The sequence below is a fragment of the Burkholderia sp. LS-044 genome (genome assembly GCF_004803625.1).
Classification (GTDB): Bacteria; Pseudomonadota; Gammaproteobacteria; order Burkholderiales; family Burkholderiaceae; genus Burkholderia; species Burkholderia cepacia.
Genome location: NZ_SSWO01000020.1, coordinates 109,847 through 129,408 on the forward strand (window position 1 = coordinate 109,847; position 19,562 = coordinate 129,408).

General features: G+C 66.9%; 16 protein-coding genes and 1 tRNA gene. 7 read left to right on the top strand and 10 right to left on the bottom strand.

Going from position 1 to position 19,562, the window contains the following annotated elements:
* Positions 1 to 11 precede the first annotated feature (11 nt).
* Entirely contained in the window at positions 12 to 1,706 is a 1,695-nt protein-coding gene (locus tag E9536_RS35175; protein ID WP_060083075.1) for a M48 family metalloprotease, read from the bottom strand.
* Positions 1,707 to 1,979: 273 nt separating this feature from the next.
* On the opposite strand from E9536_RS35175, the gene moaC reads away from it, so the two are divergent.
* Both moaC and E9536_RS35185 read left to right on the top strand, forming a co-directional pair.
* The gene (moaC, locus tag E9536_RS35180) at positions 1,980 to 2,468 is read left to right on the top strand and encodes a cyclic pyranopterin monophosphate synthase MoaC (RefSeq protein WP_027789220.1); all 489 of its coding nucleotides are present in this window, start codon (positions 1,980 to 1,982) and stop codon (positions 2,466 to 2,468) included.
* A 90-nt stretch (positions 2,469 to 2,558) separates the two neighbouring features.
* Positions 2,559 to 3,764, top strand: coding sequence for a hypothetical protein (locus E9536_RS35185; protein ID WP_136472388.1), 1,206 nt, complete (start codon positions 2,559 to 2,561; stop codon positions 3,762 to 3,764).
* 103 nt (positions 3,765 to 3,867) lie between these two features.
* Here E9536_RS35185 and E9536_RS35190 read toward each other — a convergent pair whose 3' ends face one another.
* The 9 genes from E9536_RS35190 to recA form a co-directional block, all read right to left on the bottom strand.
* Positions 3,868 to 4,218, bottom strand: a complete 351-nt coding sequence (locus E9536_RS35190; protein WP_060083077.1) for a TonB family protein — start codon at positions 4,216 to 4,218, stop codon at positions 3,868 to 3,870.
* A gap of 453 nt (positions 4,219 to 4,671) precedes the next feature.
* Positions 4,672 to 6,450, bottom strand: coding sequence for a Wzy polymerase domain-containing protein (locus E9536_RS35195; protein WP_136472390.1), 1,779 nt, complete (start codon positions 6,448 to 6,450; stop codon positions 4,672 to 4,674).
* 153 nt (positions 6,451 to 6,603) lie between these two features.
* The gene (locus E9536_RS35200) at positions 6,604 to 7,200 is read right to left on the bottom strand and encodes a pilin (protein WP_027789216.1); all 597 of its coding nucleotides are present in this window, start codon (positions 7,198 to 7,200) and stop codon (positions 6,604 to 6,606) included.
* Between the two features lie 97 nt (positions 7,201 to 7,297).
* The gene (locus tag E9536_RS35205) at positions 7,298 to 8,002 is read right to left on the bottom strand and encodes a TerC family protein (RefSeq protein ID WP_027789215.1); all 705 of its coding nucleotides are present in this window, start codon (positions 8,000 to 8,002) and stop codon (positions 7,298 to 7,300) included.
* Between the two features lie 161 nt (positions 8,003 to 8,163).
* Positions 8,164 to 9,045: a succinate--CoA ligase subunit alpha gene (sucD, locus tag E9536_RS35210; RefSeq protein ID WP_006477916.1), complete on the bottom strand. Its 882-nt coding sequence runs from the start codon at positions 9,043 to 9,045 to the stop codon at positions 8,164 to 8,166.
* 68 nt (positions 9,046 to 9,113) lie between these two features.
* Positions 9,114 to 10,280, bottom strand: a complete 1,167-nt coding sequence (sucC, locus tag E9536_RS35215; RefSeq protein WP_006755512.1) for an ADP-forming succinate--CoA ligase subunit beta — start codon at positions 10,278 to 10,280, stop codon at positions 9,114 to 9,116.
* Between the two features lie 68 nt (positions 10,281 to 10,348).
* A complete protein-coding gene (locus tag E9536_RS35220) occupies positions 10,349 to 10,957 on the bottom strand; it encodes a DUF2889 domain-containing protein (RefSeq protein WP_060083079.1) in 609 nt (202 codons plus the stop codon).
* Positions 10,958 to 11,103: 146 nt separating this feature from the next.
* Entirely contained in the window at positions 11,104 to 11,973 is an 870-nt protein-coding gene (gene recX / locus E9536_RS35225) for a recombination regulator RecX (protein ID WP_124533072.1), read from the bottom strand.
* On the bottom strand, positions 11,973 to 13,043 hold the full coding sequence (gene recA, locus E9536_RS35230; RefSeq protein WP_021160193.1) for a recombinase RecA: 1,071 nt from the start codon (positions 13,041 to 13,043) through the stop codon (positions 11,973 to 11,975). The genes recX and recA overlap by 1 nt, the downstream gene beginning before the upstream one ends.
* A gap of 189 nt (positions 13,044 to 13,232) precedes the next feature.
* Between recA and E9536_RS35235 the strand changes: the two genes are divergently transcribed.
* The 5 genes from E9536_RS35235 (at position 13,233) to E9536_RS35255 (ending at position 19,545) form a co-directional block, all read left to right on the top strand.
* The gene (locus tag E9536_RS35235) at positions 13,233 to 13,961 is read left to right on the top strand and encodes a response regulator transcription factor (RefSeq protein ID WP_059649778.1); all 729 of its coding nucleotides are present in this window, start codon (positions 13,233 to 13,235) and stop codon (positions 13,959 to 13,961) included.
* A 17-nt stretch (positions 13,962 to 13,978) separates the two neighbouring features.
* Positions 13,979 to 15,526, top strand: coding sequence for a sensor histidine kinase (locus tag E9536_RS35240; RefSeq protein WP_027789211.1), 1,548 nt, complete (start codon positions 13,979 to 13,981; stop codon positions 15,524 to 15,526).
* Positions 15,527 to 15,751: 225 nt separating this feature from the next.
* The gene (locus E9536_RS35245; RefSeq protein WP_059699958.1) at positions 15,752 to 17,410 is read left to right on the top strand and encodes an MFS transporter; all 1,659 of its coding nucleotides are present in this window, start codon (positions 15,752 to 15,754) and stop codon (positions 17,408 to 17,410) included.
* Positions 17,411 to 17,506: 96 nt separating this feature from the next.
* A tRNA-Met gene (locus E9536_RS35250) sits at positions 17,507 to 17,583 on the top strand.
* A 189-nt stretch (positions 17,584 to 17,772) separates the two neighbouring features.
* Entirely contained in the window at positions 17,773 to 19,545 is a 1,773-nt protein-coding gene (locus E9536_RS35255) for a DUF6538 domain-containing protein (RefSeq protein WP_136472392.1), read from the top strand.
* The last annotated feature ends 17 nt before the right edge of the window (positions 19,546 to 19,562 follow it).

Here is a 19,562-nt window from a genome sequence, read left to right on the forward strand (position 1 = left end):
CGCGCCGGACGCTACCCGCGGCCGTTCTTCTCGTCGTCGCGCTCTTCCTTGTAGCGCGCCTCGAATTCCAGCAGCCGTGCACCGATCATCGACTGCTCGTAGAACGAGACGTCCTTCGCGTCGCGCGCTTCCTTCAACTGACGAATCGCCGACGGCCACGCGCCGTCGAGCGCAAGCTTCTCCGCGAGCGCGCGGCGCCGCGCCAGCACGTCGCCCTTGCCGTCGCTCGCCTTCGCGAGATAGTCCCACCAGTCCGGCTGCTCGGGGTCGGCCTTCGCCTGCGCGCGCGCCTGCGCCTGCGCGTCGGCGAAACGGCGCGCCGCGATCAGTGCCTGAAGATGCTCGACGATCGCCGCGTGCGACGCCGGCCAGCGCCGCTGCGCGAGCGCCGCGAGCCGCACCGCTTCGTCGGCGCGCCCCGCACGGCGCGCGATGTCGGCGGCCAGCACGTCGAGGCTCGGCGAACTCGTCGCCGGATCGTCCTCGCGCCGCTCGCGCGCGTCGAACGCCGTGCGTGCCGACGCGAGCGCCTTGCCGGCCGCGTCGTACTCGCCGAGCTGCGCGTTCGCGAGTGCGATGCCGTACCAGTTCGCCGCGACGTTCGGCGCCGTGCGATCGTCGATCTCGGACTGCATCCGGCGCGCTTCGGCCGCGATGTCGGTCGGCGCACGGTTCTGCAGGATCCGCAGCCGCGCGCGCACGAACCCGTATTCGGGCGACTGGCGCGGCTGCCGGTACGGCGCGCGGCGCGCGCGATCCTCCATGTCGGCGATCCGCTCGCCGGTCAGCGGGTGCGTGCGCGCATACGCGGGCACGCCCGCATCGCCCATCGACGCGCGATCGAGCCGCTCGAAGAAACCCGGCATCCCGTACGGGTCGTAGCCCGCGCCCGCGAGCAACTGGAAGCCGACGCGATCGGCCTCCCGCTCGGCCGAACGCGAGAAGCGCAACTGGTTGTCCACCGCGTATGCCTGCCCGCCCATCGCGATCGCGCTGCCGAGGTCGCCGCTTCTCGCGAGCACGCCCGCCAGCACGCCGAGCAGCATCGTCGCGAGCGCCGTATAGCCGGTCTTCTCGTTCGCGCCGATCATCCGCGCGATGTGCCGCTGCAGCACGTGCCCCATCTCGTGGCCGACCACCGACGCGAGTTCCGACTCCGTCTGCGTCGTGACGACGAGCCCGCTGTTGATCCCGATGAAGCCGCCCGGCATCGAGAACGCGTTGATCTGCGGATCGCGCACCGGGAACAGGTCGAAGTCCGGCGTGTAGCCGCCGATGAAGCGCGCGGCCGCCGCGGCCGCGAGCCGCGCCGCCATCGCATTCAGGTAGTCGCGCACGAGCCAGTCGTCGAGATAGTCGGGATCGCGCCGCACTTCGCGCATCACCCGCTCGCCGAGCCGGCGCTCGGCCTGCGGCGTCAGCGAACCGCCGGAGCCATCGCCCAGGTCGGGCAGCTCGAGCGCGCGAAGCGGCGCGCGCAGGCTCGCGGCCGGTGCCGACGCGCCGCCCGCGTCGGAGAACCGGCTCTCCGCGCCGCCGTACGTACCGAATACGCCGGCCGCGATGCCGGACGGCACGGTGGAAATCGACCGGGCGCCGTCGGCCGCCGCTTCGAGCGGCGGTGCGGACGCACGCTGCGCATGGCCGCTCGGCGGCAACGCGAGCGCCACCGACAGCGACACGGCAAGCAACTGTTTGACACGCATGGCAGGATGAAAACGACGCCGTCCCGCGCGCCGGGCGCGCATCGCGGCGTTTGGTCTGAATATTCGGGTCATTGTACCGGCGCCGCGATGACTGTCCCGTGCCGCGGCGGTGCCATCTGCGCTCCGGCGACGCGAACGCCGCTGCTATGATAAGCGCCCGTTGAAGCATTGCATCGGGTCGCGGAGCCGGTTTCGGATGCCGCGCGCTGCCCGATCGCGAAGCAGGATCGACGGACGTGCTCGTGCGAGCACGCCGTTCCACTGGAGCACGACATGTCAGGACTCACCCATTTCGATGCCGCCGGCCATGCGCACATGGTCGACGTCGGCGGCAAGCAGGAAACCCAACGCATCGCGATCGCGCGCGGCACGATCCGGATGCTGCCGGCCACGTTCGCACTGATCCGCGACGGCAAGGCCAAGAAGGGCGACGTGCTCGGCGTCGCGCGCATCGCGGCCATCCAGGGCGCCAAGCGCACGGCCGACCTCATCCCGCTGTGCCACCCGCTCGCGCTGACGCGCGTGGCCGTCGATTTCGAGCTCGACGACGCGCTGCCGGGCGTCCACTGCGTCGCCCAGGTCGAAACGTTCGGCCGGACCGGCGTCGAGATGGAAGCGCTGACCGCCGTGCAGGTCGGGCTGCTGACCGTCTACGACATGTGCAAGGCCGTCGATCGCGGGATGGTGATCACCGACGTGAGCGTGCGCGAGAAACGCGGCGGGAAGTCGGGAGACTGGAAGGCGGAAGACGTCGCGGGTTGACCGCCAGCGGTAACAGCCGCCATTCACGGGACAGCGCCGGCCGTAGCGATGCTCCGTTCGAACGATAAAAACCAGAAAAACACTTCACTCATGAAGAATCCCACGCTGAAATGCGCCGCACCGCTGCTGTGCGCGCTCTTCCTGCTGCCGGCCGTCGCATCGGCCGCCGGCGCCTGCCCCGCCGCCGACACCGCCGCGCGCGCGGCCATCGACGCGCAGCACCGCGTACAGCAGATCCGCAATCCGCCGAGCGACGGGCCCGGCGTCGAGATTTCGCCGCCGCTGCGCGACGCGCTGCGTGCGTACAAGCAGGCGCTCGCCGGCGCGATCGATGCGCGGCTCGCCTGCAGTGACGAACAGGTCGACCCGGCCGCGCTGAAACGCACGCTCGCAGCCGCGCTCGGCGTGCCGGCCCGGCCCGTCCAGCCGAAAGACGGCGAATCGGCGTTCGGCCGCAATCCGGACGTCGACGTCGAACGCGGCGGCACGTCCCGCCCGTTGCTCTTCGTGCGCGCCGGCTTCGACATCGCATGCGGCGACGACAACCTGCTGACCGCCTACGCATGGGAAAACGGCGGCTGGCAGCGCGTGCTGCGCTGGCAGGCCGACGACTACAAGGACATCGGCGGCGCGTACGGCGGCGGCTTCTGGTTCTCGGCGCTGCCCGGCGGGCAGGTTGCGGTCGTCCACGGCACGCCGTGGTGCGCGTCGCGCTGGAGCCGGTTCGCCGTGGACGTGGTCGCACCGGCCAACGGCCCGACCGCGCAACGCGTGCTGTTCCATGCCGAGAACAGCTACGTGCTCGACGAAAACCCGATCCGGTTCAAGGTGCGCCCCGACGGCTTCGAGGTGCGCGCGACGGTCAGCTCGATGGACAGCGAAGTGTTGACGCGGCCAGGCGTCTTCCGCTATCGCGTCGACGGCGGCACCGTGCAGCGCGTACAACCCGTTGCGCTCAACGGCCGCGATTTCGTCGACGAATGGCTGAATGTGAACGATGCGCAGGCGCGCGAATGGAGCGAACCTGCCGCCGCGGCTGCCGCGCTGAAAGGCCGGCAGGCGTTCGACAAGGCCCGCAAGGCGCCCGGTACCGGGTTCGAGTACGGCCCGGTGCGTGGCTGCTCGGACAGCAAGGACCGCTTTCAGGTCGAACTCGATCTGACGGGCAACACCGGGGAGACGGTTGCGCGGCACTACGCGCAGATTCGTCAGGAACGCAACGGGTTCACGCTGCTCGGGCTGAGCACGGCGGCCGAGCCGGCTTGCCGCGGCGCGAACCTGATGCCGCGGCACTGAACGTCGGGCACGCGCGGCGACTTTCGGCGGCCGTGCGCCACGAAGGGGCTGGCAGGAAACCATACCGGGCGGCAACCGGCACGCACGCCGCGCCGCCCGCGCATCACTTGCCGCGCTGCGGCTCGAATACGAACGGTTGGGTCAGCAGGAACGGATTCGCGGTCGCGCCCGTCTGTACGCAGGTTGCGTGCGTCATCGCGTCGACGGCCGCGCGATCGGCCGCCGCATTACGGCTGCTCGTCGTCACGGTGACGTTCTGCGCTTCGCCGGACGTCGTCATCAGCGCGCGCACGAGCACGGTCGCCGGGCGCGTGAGCGGCTTCGCGGTATCCGGATAGACGGCGCGCGGAATGTGGCAGGTCAGCTTGCTTTCCTGCGACGACGACAGCATCGCGCAGCCGGAAAACAGCATCGCGACGGCGGGCAGGATCAGGTAGGTCGAGCGAATAGCCATGGTCGAATATCGTTCTTCAGCACTGTTGCGGACGAACGCGCCGCGCGCCGGGGAACATCGCCCGGTCGCATCGCATGCGTCACACCGCGCCGCGGCCATCGGACCGGCGCCCCGTTACGGCCGCACGGCCGATCGATGCTCGGCCGCGATCCTGCGTGGCGGACTTCCCGGGTGGCCCGGTGTTGCCGGCGTTCGCGTCGCCCCTGCCCCACACGGGCCGGCACGCGAGCGCTTTCGCGCATTGTGCACGCGCCGCCCGGCGAGCGGCGGCGATTTGACAATGGTTGACGCGAATCGCCGCGCCTTCAGCCGGAATCCGCACAATCCACGAGGTAATCGATACGCGGCCGGATTCGCCCGGTTTACGCCGGGCGGTTGCGTTCGGCACGCGCCGCTGCTCTCGCACGGCACGGCCCCTGCCGGCATTCCCCGTTCCGGCAGGGGCCGCACGTATCAATCCGAATCGTCGTCGTCCTCGTCGTCGGCCGCGTCGGCCGGAACTTCGCCGTATTTCGCGACGACCGCCGCCTTGAACGTCTTCAGCGCCGGCTGCTGGTCGCACAGCTTGTACAGCGCCGCCAGCTGTTGCGGCCAGTCCTTCAGCTCCTTCGCGAACACGTGCAGGCGCGCGACGGTGTCGAGCGCATCGGCTTCGCGGCCGGCCAGTGCCTGCAGCACCGCATAGCGGCGCAGCACCGTCTCGCCGGGCAGCAGCGCGATCGCGCGCTCGTGCGCGGCGAGCTTGGCCGGCAGGTCGTCCGCCGAAATCGGGAGCAGCGTGGCCGCGCCGTATTCGCCCCAGGCGCCGAACAGAAACGACGGCGCGTCACGGTATTGCGCGGCCGGATCGCTGCCGTAATACAGCACCTCCGCGCGCTGGTAATCGCGCAGCACGGGCACCGCCGCCAGCACGCCGCCGACCGACAGCACCGCGAACAGCCCGAAGGCTGCGCGCCCCGGCAAGAAACGCAGCGGCTTCACGTCGAGCAGCCCGATCACGAACATCGCCGGCAACAGGAAGAACATGTACTGCTGCGGATACTCGACCAGCGCATGCATCAGCAGGATGCCGATCAGCGCGAAGCCGAACACGCGCATGCTCGACTGCGGTGCGCGCACCGCACGCACGAACCACGCCACGAGCGCAACGACGAGCACGCCCAGGCCGACGAGACCGGACTTCGCGAGCAGGTCGATGAAGATGTCGTGCGAGTTGTTCGCGATCTCGACGCCGCCCAGCGAGCGCACGAGCGCGAACTGGTGTGACGGGAACTCGCCCCAGCCGACGCCGAGCAGCGGGTGCTCGCGGAACATCGCGAGCCCGTACTTCCACAGTGCGAGGCGCGGCGCGATCTGCCCCGCGTCACGCATTCGGTCGGCCGCGGATTCCGCGAGGTTCAGGTGATAGTGCACGTTGGCCCAGCGCACCGCGACGTTCACCGCGATGAACGCCACCGCGAGCACGACCGGGATCAGCCACGCGCGCGCATTGCCCGGTGCTCGGCGCGTTTCGAGCCACGCCATCCAGAAGCCCGCGACGACCATCACCGCGACCTGCAGCCACGGCCCGCGCGACACCGTCAGCGCAAGGCCGACCGACAGCACGAGCGACAGCGCGAGCCATGCCCATACCGCGAGCCGGCGTGTCTGCACGAGATACAGCGCGCCCGCAAGCGCGAACGCGATGTAGCTGGCCAGATGGTTCGCCTGCGCCATGTTGCCGTACGGGCGGCGATCGACCGCGACGTTGTACATCACGACGAACGGCGACAGCGCCGACTCGAGGTGGAACAACTGCACGATCTGGGTGCCGACCGCGAACACGCCGCCGACGAGCAGCGCGCCGGCCATCATCCGCGACACGGCCTCGGCCAGCCCGTCGCGCACGAGCGTAAAACCTGCCTGCATCGCGACCAGCGCGGCGGCGAGATAGCCGACCGCGAGCCAGTTCATCGACGGCACCTTGAGCGGAATCAGCGCGACCTGCGCGATGAGCACCACCGCGAACCCGAGCGGCGCAACGAATGCGGCCGGCGCGGCGAACGGTTCGGCCGGGCGACCGGTGCGCGCGAGCAGCACGACGGACACTCCCACCAGCAGATACAGCACCAGCGCGGAAAACTCGGAATAGAAGGTCGGGATCGGATACGTGTGATTCGTGATCGCGTACGGCACGATCAGGGCGACAGCCAGCGCAACGAGCGGCAACGAACGGGAAAAAGTAGAAGGCATGAGCGAACCGGATGTCAGCAACCGGCGCACTATACAAAACTTTCCCCCCTCTGTGCGGGGCCTTCGCGCCGCGCCCCGGCGCGGGGCGGCCGCCCCGGCCGACCGAAGCGGCGGCCGGCATGCTGCCCGCGCCGCCCTGCTCCGCTGCCGGCACTACGCGCGGCACTCCGCCGGCGCATATTTCGCAGGCAGCGTCGCGGCATCGCCCGGCAACGGCCCGGCTCCCGGCGCCGGCAGCGACGACGCGTCCTTGCCGGCGGCGAAGCACTCCCACGCGATCGCGCCGGCCTGCATCGCGCCCTTTTTGAGCGGGACGCGTGCGGTGGGCGCGTCGGCCTTGTCGGGCGCGGACGGCACGAGCACCAGCGTATTGGCGCCCGCCGCCGCGACGCGCGTGGTGAAGGCGACCGTGATCTGGCCGGTCTCGCCGTCGATCGCGACGGATTCGACGTTGCGGGTCGCGGCCGGCGGGCTGTAGCCGCCGTCGAGGCCCGCGCCGCTCGCGGCGTTGTCGGCGACGGCCAGCCGCGCGGACGACGCAAGCGCGAGCCCCTCGCCGACACGCGAGCGCGCAAGGTAATCCTGGTACGCGGGAATCGCATAGGCGGCGATCACGCCGACGATCGCGAGCACGATCATCAGTTCGATCAGCGTGAAGCCGGCCGGCCGCCAGCGCGGCGACGACCGGTTTGCGCGCCGCAGGTCGGCGGCAACACGACGGAACAGGGAAACGGAAAAGGCTTCGAACATGGCAGGCTCCGGAAACGAAAAACGCCTGCCGTTAAAGGCAGGCGTCTCGATCGTAGCCAGCAGGCCGTGAATCCGGCAGTCGGCCGGATGGCCAGTGTCAGTGTGCGCGCGGTGCGCCGCTGCGCCGCCTGAGCGCGTAACCGATCGCCACCACGAACAGCGCGCCCGCGATGCTCGCGCCGTAGAGCACCGGCTGCGTGTCGAGCACCGGCCAGCGGTCGCCGACCGGGTCGTTCACGATCAAGCCGCCCGCGATCCAGCCGAGCAGCCCGGCGCCGAGCGCCACGACGATCGGGAAACGGTCGAGCAGCTTCAGCACCAGCGTGCTGCCCCACACGATGATCGGCACGCTGACGACGAGCCCGAAGATCACGAGGGGGATCCGGTGCGACGGGTCGGCCTGCTCGGCCGCGCCGGCGATCGCGATCACGTTGTCGAGGCTCATCACGGCGTCGGCGATCACGATCGTCTTCACGGCGTCCCACAGCCGGCTGGCCGGCTTGATGTCGTCGTGCGCGTCGGCGGCCGGCGCCATCAGCTTGATGCCGATCCACAGCAGCAGCAACCCGCCGCCGAACTTCAGGAACGGCACGTCGAGCAGCGCAACCGCGAACGTGATCAGCGCGACGCGCAGCAGGATCGCACCCGCGGTGCCCCAGACGACACCGCGCAGCCGCTGGTTCGCGGGCAGGTTGCGACATGCGAGCGCGATGACGACGGCGTTGTCGCCGCCGAGCAGGATATCGATGATGACGATCTGGAGCACGGCGCCCCAGTGCAGCGACGTCAGGAATTCGAGCATGGGGTGATGTGCAGGACAGTGGCGGCCTGACAGGCGGCCGGGTTCATCGCCGGCACATGCACGACGCATGTCCGGTGGGTGCTTACGAATTCATTGCGCGAGCATAACAAAAAACGCCGGCTAGGCCGGCGTTTTTTGCAAGACGAACCCAGGGGGAAATATTACAGCGCCTTCTTCAGCAGACGGCCCATTTCCGACGGGTTGCGCGTGACGGTGATGCCGCACGCTTCCATGATTTCCAGCTTCGCTTCGGCCGTATCCGCACCGCCCGAGATCAGCGCGCCGGCGTGGCCCATGCGCTTGCCCGGAGGCGCCGTGACGCCAGCGATGAAGCCGACGACCGGCTTCTTCATGTTGTCCTTGATCCACTCGGCGGCATTGGCTTCGTCCGGACCGCCGATTTCGCCGATCATCACGACTGCGTCCGTATCCGGATCGTCGTTGAACATCTTCATCACGTCGATGTGCTTCAGACCGTTGATCGGGTCGCCGCCGATACCGACTGCCGACGACTGGCCGAGGCCCAGTGCCGTCAGCTGCGCGACGGCTTCATACGTCAGCGTGCCCGAACGCGACACGACGCCGATGCGGCCCTTGCGGTGGATGTGACCCGGCATGATGCCGATCTTCAGTTCGTCCGGCGTGATCGTGCCCGGGCAGTTCGGCCCGAGCAGCAGCGTCTTGCGGCCTTCGCGACGCATGCGGTCCTTCACTTCGATCATGTCGCGCACGGGGATGCCTTCCGTGATGCAGATCGCGAGATCGAGGTCGGCTTCGACCGCTTCCCAGATCGCAGCAGCTGCGCCTGCCGGCGGAACGTAGATGACCGACACGGTCGCGCCGGTTTCTGCCTTTGCTTCCTTGACGCTCGCGTAGATCGGAATGCCTTCGAAATCTTCGCCGGCCTTCTTCGGGTTCACGCCCGCGACGAATGCTTCGCGGCCGTTTGCGTATTCACGGCAGGCGCGCGTATGGAACTGACCGGTCTTGCCGGTAATGCCCTGCGTGATGACCTTCGTGTCCTTGTTGATCAGAATCGACATGTATTTTGACCTCTGTTCGATTGGCGTCGCGTGCAAGCCGCGCCGCCATACCTATTCATTGAGCGCGCTTACTTGCCTGCGGCAGCCGCGACAACCTTCTGCGCAGCCTCTTCCATGCTGTCCGCCGAGATGATCGGCAGGCCCGAATCGGCCAGCATCTTCTTGCCGAGGTCTTCGTTCGTGCCCTTCATGCGCACGACGAGCGGCACGTTCAGGTTCACGGCCTTCGAACCGGCGATCACGCCTTCCGCGATCACGTCGCAGCGCATGATGCCGCCGAAGATGTTCACGAGGATCGCCTTCAGGTCCGGGTTCTTCAGCATCAGCTTGAACGCTTCCGTGACCTTCTCGGTCGTCGCGCCACCGCCGACGTCCAGGAAGTTCGCCGGTTCGCCGCCGAACAGCTTGATGGTGTCCATCGTTGCCATCGCGAGGCCTGCGCCGTTCACGAGGCAGCCGATGTTGCCGTCGAGCGAGATGTACGCGAGGTCGAACTTCGACGCTTCGATTTCAGCCGGATCTTCTTCGTCCAGGTCGCGGTACGCGACGATTTCCGGGTGACGGAACAGCGCGTTCGAGTCGAAGTTGAACTTCGCGTCGAGTGCGATGACCTTGCCGTCGCCGGAGACGTTCAGCGGGTTGATTTCAGCCAGCGATGCGTCGGTTTCCCAGAATGCCTTGTACAGGCCTTGCAGGATCGCGCGCGCTTGCGGAATCGAAGCAGCCGGCACGCCGATCTTCGCGGCGAGGTCGTCGGCTTGCGCGTCGAGCAGGCCCGTCGACGGCTCGACGATGACCTTGTGGATCAGTTCCGGGTGCTTTTCGGCGACTTCCTCGATGTCCATGCCGCCTTCGCTCGAACCCATCAGGACGATCTTTTGCGAGATGCGGTCGACGACGAGGCTGACATACAGTTCCTGCTTGATGTCCGCGCCTTCTTCGATCATCAGACGGTTGACCTTCTGGCCTTCCGGACCGGTCTGGTGCGTGACGAGCTGCATGCCGAGGATCTGGTTCGCGTATTCGCGGACCTGCTCGATCGACTTCGCCACCTTCACGCCGCCGCCCTTGCCACGGCCACCCGCGTGAATCTGAGCCTTCACGACCCATACCGGGCCGCCGAGCTCTTCTGCCACCTTGACGGCCTCGTCAACCGAGAACGCCGGCTTGCCGCGCGGTACCGCGACTCCGAATTTCCGCAGGATTTCCTTACCCTGGTACTCGTGAATCTTCATGCGTGATTCCCTTCAGTCTGAGAGTTGGATGAAAAGTCGCTTTAGACGCTTCTTCGAATGATTTCCGTTCATTCCTTCGTGCTGCCATCACCGGGCAAATCCGGCCGAAGCGGGCCATACCACCGCGGGTAATACTGCCGCACGACCTCGCCGTCGAACCGCAACGCCCGGCAGCGGCCGAGCTGGAAAGGCGGTTCGGCGTGCACGTCGCCCTGATCCGGCCCTTCGCCGCCCTCCTCGCGCACGTTCCACACGTCACCGGCGAACGCCTGGATCGCTGCCGTCGGCAGCACGGCGCACAGTTCGGTGAGATGGGAACAGCCTGCGACGCCGGCGAGCAGCCGGTTCGCGTTGCGGCGGAAATTGCGGAAGAGGTTGAGCCCGATGAGGGCCCGATAGGCGGGGGAAGCGGATTGACAGTGACCGGGATAGGGAACCCATTCCGAAGACGCTTCGGCGTCGACGACATTGAGGTCACGATCGATAGTCACGCGCAGCCAGAGTTCGTGGATCGGCAGGCCCTGGGGCCGGATGCCCGACGCAAGCGCGACATCGCGCGGCTTGTGGTCGGTCAGGCAGGCTTCGATGTCCCACAAGCCGTCGCCGCGCTCGTAAGCTTCCGCTCGGATTGCGCGTCGATGTCGCAACTGACGGGGCACGGGCTCGGATAGCGGCATGCTGGAGGTTGAGGCCGAAGAGGAAAACCCACGGATTTTAGCATATTGGGTATTTGAGACACTTTGACGCGACGGCGGGTATTCCCGCCTGTCCGGAAGCAGTTGCGTTGCAGCAAAATCGCGCGCCACGCGCGCGATCGGCACGGTCAGTCGTCGATCGGGAAATCGTCGCCGACCTTCAGCAACTTCACGATGGTCGCGCTCGAGAAGCCCCGCGCGGCGAGAAAGCGCGCCTGCTTCGCCCGCTCGGCCGGCGTTTGCGGCAGTGCACCGAATTTCTTGCGCCAGACCGCCTGCGCACGTGCCCATTCGGTCTCGCGAAGCTGCGCGTTCACCTCCTCGACGAGCGTGTCGCCGACCGCATGGCGCTTCAGCTCGCTGACGATGCGTGCGACGCCGACTCGCGACGCGCGGCGATGCACGAGACTCTCGGCAAAACGCGCATCGGACAGCCAGCCTTCCTGTTCCAGCGCATCGAGCACGGGTTCGACGGATTCGTCTTCGCCGACGTAGGGCGCGAGCTTGCGCGCGAGTTCCGCGCGGCTGTATTCACGCCTGGACAGATAGCCAAGCGCACGCCCCTTCAAGGACCGCGGCGGCTTCGACGATTTACGTTCGCCGGCGGCGGGCGCATCACCGGAAGACGTGCCGGCAGAAGCACCCGACGCTCGACGCGTGCGGCGCGGATGCTGGCTGCTGCGCGTGTAGACATCTTCCCTGGCCGGCGCCGACGCATCGGCTGTGCGATCGCCAGGGAAACTGACACCGGAGACGCGACGACGAGAGCGGTCGTGCGCGTCGAACGATTCATCGTCGTCGAACGGATCGTCCGGTGCGGCAATCTCAAACGAAACGAGGGCATCGTCGGATGCCCTCGTCGCGGTGCGGTTCGCGGCATGGCTGCCCGCGATCCGCCGATCGGCGCTCGAGGATCCGGCTCGCCGGCCGGGACGACCCGCCGCTTCGGGCGCGTCGCTCTCCTCCGGCTCGCCAGCCTGACCTCGGCGCCCGACCATCACTCTTCTTCGTCCACCGCCTCGGCTTCGTTGCCTGCACCATCGGGCATTGCGACGACGCCGAGCGATTCGCGGATGCGGTTCTCGATCTCGCGCGCGATTTCCGGATTCTCGCGCAGGAATTCACGCGCGTTGTCCTTGCCCTGGCCGATCTTCTCGCCGTTGTAGCTGTACCAGGCGCCGGCCTTGTCGACGATCTTCGCCTGCACGCCGAGATCGATGATCTCGCCCTGACGCGAAATGCCCTCGCCATACAGGATGTCGAAGATCGCTTCGCGGAACGGCGGCGACACCTTGTTCTTGACGACCTTCACGCGGGTTTCGTTGCCGATCACCTCGTCGTTCTTCTTGATCGAGCCGATCCGGCGGATGTCGAGACGCACCGACGCATAGAACTTCAGCGCGTTACCGCCCGTCGTGGTTTCCGGGTTGCCGAACATCACGCCGATCTTCATACGAATCTGGTTAATGAAGATCACGAGGCAGTTCGTGCGCTTGATCGTGCCGGTCAGCTTGCGCAGCGCCTGCGACATCAGGCGGGCCTGCAGGCCCGGCAGCGAATCGCCCATCTCGCCTTCGATTTCGGCCTTCGGCACGAGCGCCGCGACCGAGTCGATGACGATCATGTCGATCGAGCCCGAGCGCACCAGCGCATCGGTGATTTCGAGCGCCTGCTCGCCGGTGTCCGGTTGCGAAATCAGCAGCTCCGGCACATTCACGCCGAGCTTCGACGCGTACTGGACGTCGAGCGCGTGCTCGGCGTCGATGAACGCTGCGGTGCCGCCCAGCTTCTGCAGCTCGGCGATGACCTGCAGCGTGAGCGTGGTTTTACCGGACGATTCCGGGCCGTAGATCTCGACCACCCGGCCGCGCGGAAGGCCGCCGACGCCAAGCGCGATGTCGAGGCCCAGCGAACCCGTGGAGACGACCTGGATATCTTCCGCCGCCTCGCCGTCGCCCATGCGCATGATCGAGCCCTTGCCGAACTGCTTCTCGATCTGGGCAAGCGCGGCGGCCAGCGCCTTGCTCTTCTCGGCGGTCATCCCGGAGCCCTTCTTGCTATCTTCCATGAATCGTCCTTTGCTATGATGAGCAGCGTCTGTCAGAGGCGCGCCCGCTTTCAAGCGCCGCCCACGAATTCAGACACTGTATAAAAAAACAGTGTTTTGTGCAAGCCCGCAATGCAGGCTGCGTTGTACACGAATAACTTCGGAGACAGCCGGCCGGCGCGAACGCCCCGCCGGCCATCGGTCAGCACCATGCGAATTCTCATCGCGGAAGACGACAGCATACTCGCGGACGGCCTCACCCGGTCACTCCGCCAATCGGGCTATGCGGTCGACCACGTGAAGAGTGGCGTCGATGCCGATACGGCACTGTCGATGCAGACGTTCGACCTGCTGATCCTCGACCTCGGGCTCCCGAAAATGTCCGGGCTCGACGTGCTCAAGCGCCTGCGCGCCCGCAATTCCAACCTCCCCGTGCTGATCCTGACGGCCGCCGACAGCGTCGACGAGCGCGTGAAGGGGCTCGACCTCGGCGCCGACGACTACATGGCCAAGCCGTTCGCGCTCAACGAGCTCGAGGCGCGCGTGCGCGCGCTGACCCGGCGCGGTGCGGGCGGCGGCCCGACCGTCGTGCGCCACGGCTCGCTCGCGTTCGACCAGGTCGGCCGCATCGCGTACGCGAACGATCGCGTGCTCGACCTCTCCGCGCGCGAGCTCGGCCTGCTCGAGGTGCTGCTGCAGCGGATCGGCCGGCTCGTGTCGAAGGAGCAGCTCGTCGACCATCTGTGCGAATGGGGCGAGGAAGTCAGCAACAACGCGATCGAAGTCTACGTGCACCGGCTGCGCAAGAAGATCGAACCCAGCGGCGTACGGATCTCGACCGTGCGCGGCCTCGGCTACTGCCTCGAGAAGGCCGCGCCGGCCACGCCCGCCGACTCGGCCGCGCCCCAGCCCGCGGTGGCCGGCACGCCGCTGCGCTGACCCCGGGCGTCGCCGCGATGGCCACGCCGGCCCATACCCGCCACCCGACCGGCGCGCCGTCGTCGGCCGCCGACGAGGCGCGCGACGCGCGCTACGAGAACCCGTTCGCGCCGCCCGACGAAACCGATGCGCCCGAGGCGCCGCGCCCGCGCTCCCTGTTCGGCGAGATCCTCGACTGGATGCTCGCGCCGCTGCTGCTGCTGTGGCCGATGAGCATCGCCGTCACCTACCTCGTCGCGAAGACGATCGCGAACGGTCCGTTCGATCGCGCGCTCGAGACCAACGCGTACGTGCTCGCGCGGCAGATCCATCCGGTAAACGGCGTCGCTGAGCTGACACTGCCGCAGCAGACGCGCGACTTCCTGCGCGCGGACAACGTCGACAGCGTCTATTTCCAGGTGCTCGGCACCCGCGGCGAACTGGTCGCGGGCGAAGCCGACATGCCGCTGCCGCGCGACGAGGACCGCCCGCCGCCGGGCGTCGTCATGTTCCGCGACGACCTGCTGCGCGGCAACGACGTGCGCGTCGCGTATACGACGGTCGCGCTGCCGCAATCGGACAGCGCACAGCCCGTGCTCGTGCAGGTCGGTGAAACGCTGGACAAGCGCAACGCGCTCGCGAACGACATCATCAAGGGCGTGATCCTGCCGCAGTTCGTGATCCTGCCGCTCGCGATCCTGCTGGTCTGGTTCGGGCTGTCGCGCGGGCTCGCGCCGCTCAACGCGCTGCAGGCGCACATCCGCGCGCGGCGGCCCGACGACCTGTCGCCGGTCGAGGCGCAGCGCGCGCCGCCCGAGATCGAGCCGCTCGTCACGTCGTTCAACGACCTGCTCGCCCGTCTCGAACAGAACATGGCGCTGCAAAAGCGCTTCATCGCCGACGCCGCCCACCAGATGAAGACGCCGCTCGCGGGCCTGCGCACGCAGGCCGAGTTCGCGCTGCGCCACCCCGTGCCGCCCGACGTGCAGCGCTCGCTCGAGCAGATCGCGACGAGCTCCGAGCAGGCCGCGCGGCTCGTCACGCAGTTGCTCGCGCTCGCGCGCGCCGAGAACCGTGCGAGCGGGTTGACGTTCGAGCCGGTCGAAATCGCCTCGCTCGCGCGGCGCGCGGTGCGCGACTGGGTGCAGGCCGCGCTCGCGAAACGCATGGATCTCGGCTACGAAGGCCCGCCGGACGACACGCCGCTCGACGTCGACGGCAACCCGGTGATGCTGCGCGAGATGCTCGGCAACCTGATCGACAACGCGATCCGCTACACGCCGGAAGGCGGCCGCATCACGGTGCGCGTGCGCGCCGAGCCCGCCGCGCGGTTCGTGCATCTCGAAGTCGAGGACACCGGGCCGGGCATCCCGGCCGCCGAACGCGAGCGCGTCGTCGAGCGCTTCTACCGGATCCTCGGCCGCGAAGGCGACGGCAGCGGCCTCGGGCTCGCGATCGTGCGCGAGATCGCCACGCAGCACGGCGGCACGCTGACGCTCGACGATCACGTCTACCAGCACGCCCCGCGCCTCGCCGGCACGCTCGTGCGCGTCAGCCTGCCGCTGACCGAAGCCGCCCCGGATTAACCCTGACGCGCGCCGCCGCAGGCTGCCCGGATTACGCCGAAATCGACGATTTCGGCGACGTTGCAAGCGTGATAGACACTCAAAGCAGAAACTTAGACGAAAGTTGACGCACATCTGCTTTGCAGACGCGAGTCAGTCCGCCGTAAGTTTCCCTACCAATAATCGTCAACAGGCCCGCCTCACCCAAGGCGGCCGCACACCTACAAAGGGACTTGGAGACGACTCATGGCAACGTTAGGCGGGCAAATTTCGCACTCGCCGATGACGGGTGAAGAGAAGAAGGTGATCTTCGCGTCGTCGCTCGGCACCGTGTTCGAGTGGTACGACTTTTACCTGGCCGGCTCGCTCGCGGCCTACATCAGCAAGAGCTTCTTCTCCGGCGTCAACCCGACCGCCGCCTTCATCTTCACGCTGCTCGGCTTCGCGGCCGGCTTCGCGGTGCGGCCGTTCGGCGCGATCGTGTTCGGCCGCCTCGGCGACCTCGTCGGCCGCAAGCACACGTTCCTCGTGACGATCGTGATCATGGGCATCTCGACCTTCGTGGTCGGCTTCCTGCCCGGCTACGCGTCGATCGGCATCGCCGCGCCCGTGATCTTCATCGCGATGCGGCTGTTGCAGGGTCTCGCGCTCGGCGGCGAGTACGGCGGCGCGGCGACCTACGTCGCCGAGCACGCGCCGGCCAACCGTCGAGGCTTCTACACCGCGTGGATCCAGACGACCGCCACGCTCGGCCTGTTCCTGTCGCTGCTCGTGATCCTCGGCGTGCGCACCTTCATCGGCGAGGAAGCGTTCGGCAGCTGGGGCTGGCGCGTGCCGTTCGTCGCGTCGATCCTGCTGCTCGCGGTGTCGGTGTGGATCCGGATGCAGTTGAACGAATCGCCGGTGTTCCTGCGCATCAAGGCGGAAGGCAAGACGTCGAAGGCGCCGCTGACCGAAGCGTTCGGCCAGTGGAAGAACCTGAAGATCGTGATCCTCGCGCTCGTCGGCCTGACCGCCGGCCAGGCCGTCGTGTGGTACACGGGCCAGTTCTACGCGCTGTTCTTCCTCACGCAGACGCTGAAGGTGGACGGGGCGAGCGCGAACATCCTGATCGCGATCGCGCTGCTGATCGGCACGCCGTTCTTCCTGTTCTTCGGTTCGCTGTCGGACAAGATCGGCCGCAAGCCGATCATCCTCGCGGGCTGCCTGATCGCGGCACTGACCTACTTCCCGCTGTTCAAGGCGCTCACGCACTACGCGAACCCGCAGCTCGAGATCGCCACGCAGAAGTCACCGATCACGGTCATCGCCGATCCGGCCGCCTGTTCGTTCCAGTTCAACCCGGTGGGTACGTCGAAGTTCACGAACTCGTGCGACATCGCGAAGAGCGCGCTCGCGAAAGCCGGCCTGAACTACGAGAACGTCGCGGCACCGGCCGGCGCGACGGCGCAGATCAAGGTGGGCGACACGGTGATCCCGGCCTACGAAGGCAAGGCGGCCGACGCGAAGGCACAGGGCGCGGCGTTCGACAAGACGCTCGGGTCGACGCTGAAGGCGGCCGGCTACCCGGCCAAGGCGGACCCGGCGCAGCTCAACTGGCCGATGACGATCGTGATCCTGACGATCCTCGTGATCTACGTGACGATGGTCTACGGCCCGATCGCCGCGATGCTGGTCGAGATGTTCCCGACGCGGATCCGCTACACGTCGATGTCGCTGCCCTATCACATCGGCAACGGCTGGTTCGGCGGCTTCCTGCCGGCCACCGCGTTCGCGATCGTCGCGGCGAAGGGCGACATCTACTCGGGCCTCTGGTATCCGATCGTGATCGCGCTGGCCACGTTCGTGATCGGCCTGCTGTTCGTCAAGGAGACGAAGGACTCGAACATCTACGCGCAGGATTGAGGGTGGAGGGCGGCACGGGCCGCCGGCAACTTTTTTCGCGGAAGATGAAAAAAGGTGTTGACAGCCCGAGCGTCGATCTACATAATTCAACTCTTCGGCGAATTAGCTCAGTCGGTTAGAGCGACGGAATCATAATCCGCAGGTCCGGGGTTCGAGTCCCTGATTCGCCACCACGCATTACCAAGGCTGCGCGCTTCCGCAAGGAGCGCGCAGTTTTGCTTTGGGTCCTTGAAAATCAAGGACTTGGCGAAGGTATAAACCCGCCTCTCTAGGCTGTCGGGTGCTACATCGAACTGCTACAGTGGACGCCCCGGCGTCCGGCTTCGGTGGCACGAGGACAACCTTGCCCCTGAGAGGACACCATGCCTTCGCAACACTGCCTGACGACCCGCCGCCAGTCCGCGGTTCCCCAGTTCAGACGTGCCATCCCGGCAGACCTGCAAGCGCTTTTCGGCCGACTCGAGCTCGGCGGCTCGCTCCACACCCGCGAAAAGGCCGAAGCCAGGCGCCGGCGCAACGCACTTGTTGCCGCCACCGACAGCCTGTTCGTCGACGCACGTATGCTGCGCGCAACCGGCTCGGCAAACCGGGACGCCCTCCTGCACGAATTTACCCGGCAACGCGAACTCATCTGCGCCGGTCGGACAGGGCGTTATTCAACTTCGCCCGAGCATGCAACCGAACCCCACGACGCGCTAGCCGAGGACCAACCGCCCTGCTGGCCCGCCGTCTACGACGAAACGTTCTCCTCGGACGAGCGCCCCCCCATCAAGGCGCACTTTTGCCTCAAGCCGTCGATGATTCCGCGGCTTCTTGCCCGCCGGCGCGCACTCATGCTGGAAGGCGATGATGTCCTGCGCCCTACCGATTCGCGCGACGACCTGAAAGCCATGCGCAAGGGACTGGCCGAACTCGAACAGGATGTCACCGACGACATCGTCCGCGGCGACACCTCCATCATCCGCGAAGAAGCGCTCACGCTCCTTGCTTATGAAGGCATCGACCTTTCGCGAACACACGCCGAGCATCTGGCGGAATACCTGAAGCGATTCCTCAGCGCCGAACTCGAGCTCATCCGTGAGCAGTTGGGGCGCCTGAATGGCAGCGGCACACCGACGCCGGCACTGCCCGCGGAGCCACTCGATACTGATGACTGGGAGCACTTCATCGAAACGTGGGCCTCCGTGCGCAAGCCGAAAGCGGCAACCATCAGCAATGTCCGCGCCGAAATCGCCCGCTTCCGGAAATTCAGCAAGGACAAGAGCCCAGTCGACGTCACTGCCGGTGACGTACGCGCCTACGTAAATTTTCTCCTGCAGTCCGTCTCGCGAAACCGGGCTAAGGTCATCCTCTCACTCATCCGGCCCGTGGTCGGGACGGCAATCGACGAAGAAATCACGTCACTTGCGCAGAATCCGTTCTTGGCGGTGACCGTCCATGTGTCCGAGAAGGACATCCGCTCCTACCAGCCGTTCTCGGCAGGCCAGCTCCAGACGTTTTTCGACGGCCCGGTCCACCGTCACGGCGAACGTCCAGGCAAAGGTGGTCGCGACGCGGCCTTCTGGCTGCCGCTTCTCGCCCTCTTTGCCGGTGTACGCCTCGAGGAAGCAGGGACGCTCACTACAGCAAGCGTCTTCCAACGCGCCGGAAGCCATTGGATAAAAATTGGCGAGAGCAAGTCGGCGAACAGCAGCCTACGAGAAGTGCCAGTTCACCATGTCCTCGAGGAAAAGGGATTCATCGAGTTCGTCGAACGTCAGCGCATGCAACGAGGGGCAAACGCTACTCTGTTTCCAAATCTGCGCCCAAAGGCGATTGACGGGAAGAAGACACGGATATACTCGACGTGGGTCAACGAATATATCGACGCCCACGTCATTGACGACCCGCAATATACGTTTCACTCCTTCCGCAACAATTTCGAGGAAGCACTTACCTGTGAAGGCATCCTGGAGGATGTTCGCCGCGCACTGATGGGACAGGCACAAAGTGGCATGACCCGCCGTTATGGAAAAAAGGGGGCCGGCAACCGACGCGTATTTCCTGACCGTGTCCTGATTGACGCCATGCACCGGTTGACCTACGAGGGACTGGACCTGACGCGCGTCACAGCGAACACCAGCCTGCCTCGCTGATGCCCTCGCCGTAGAGT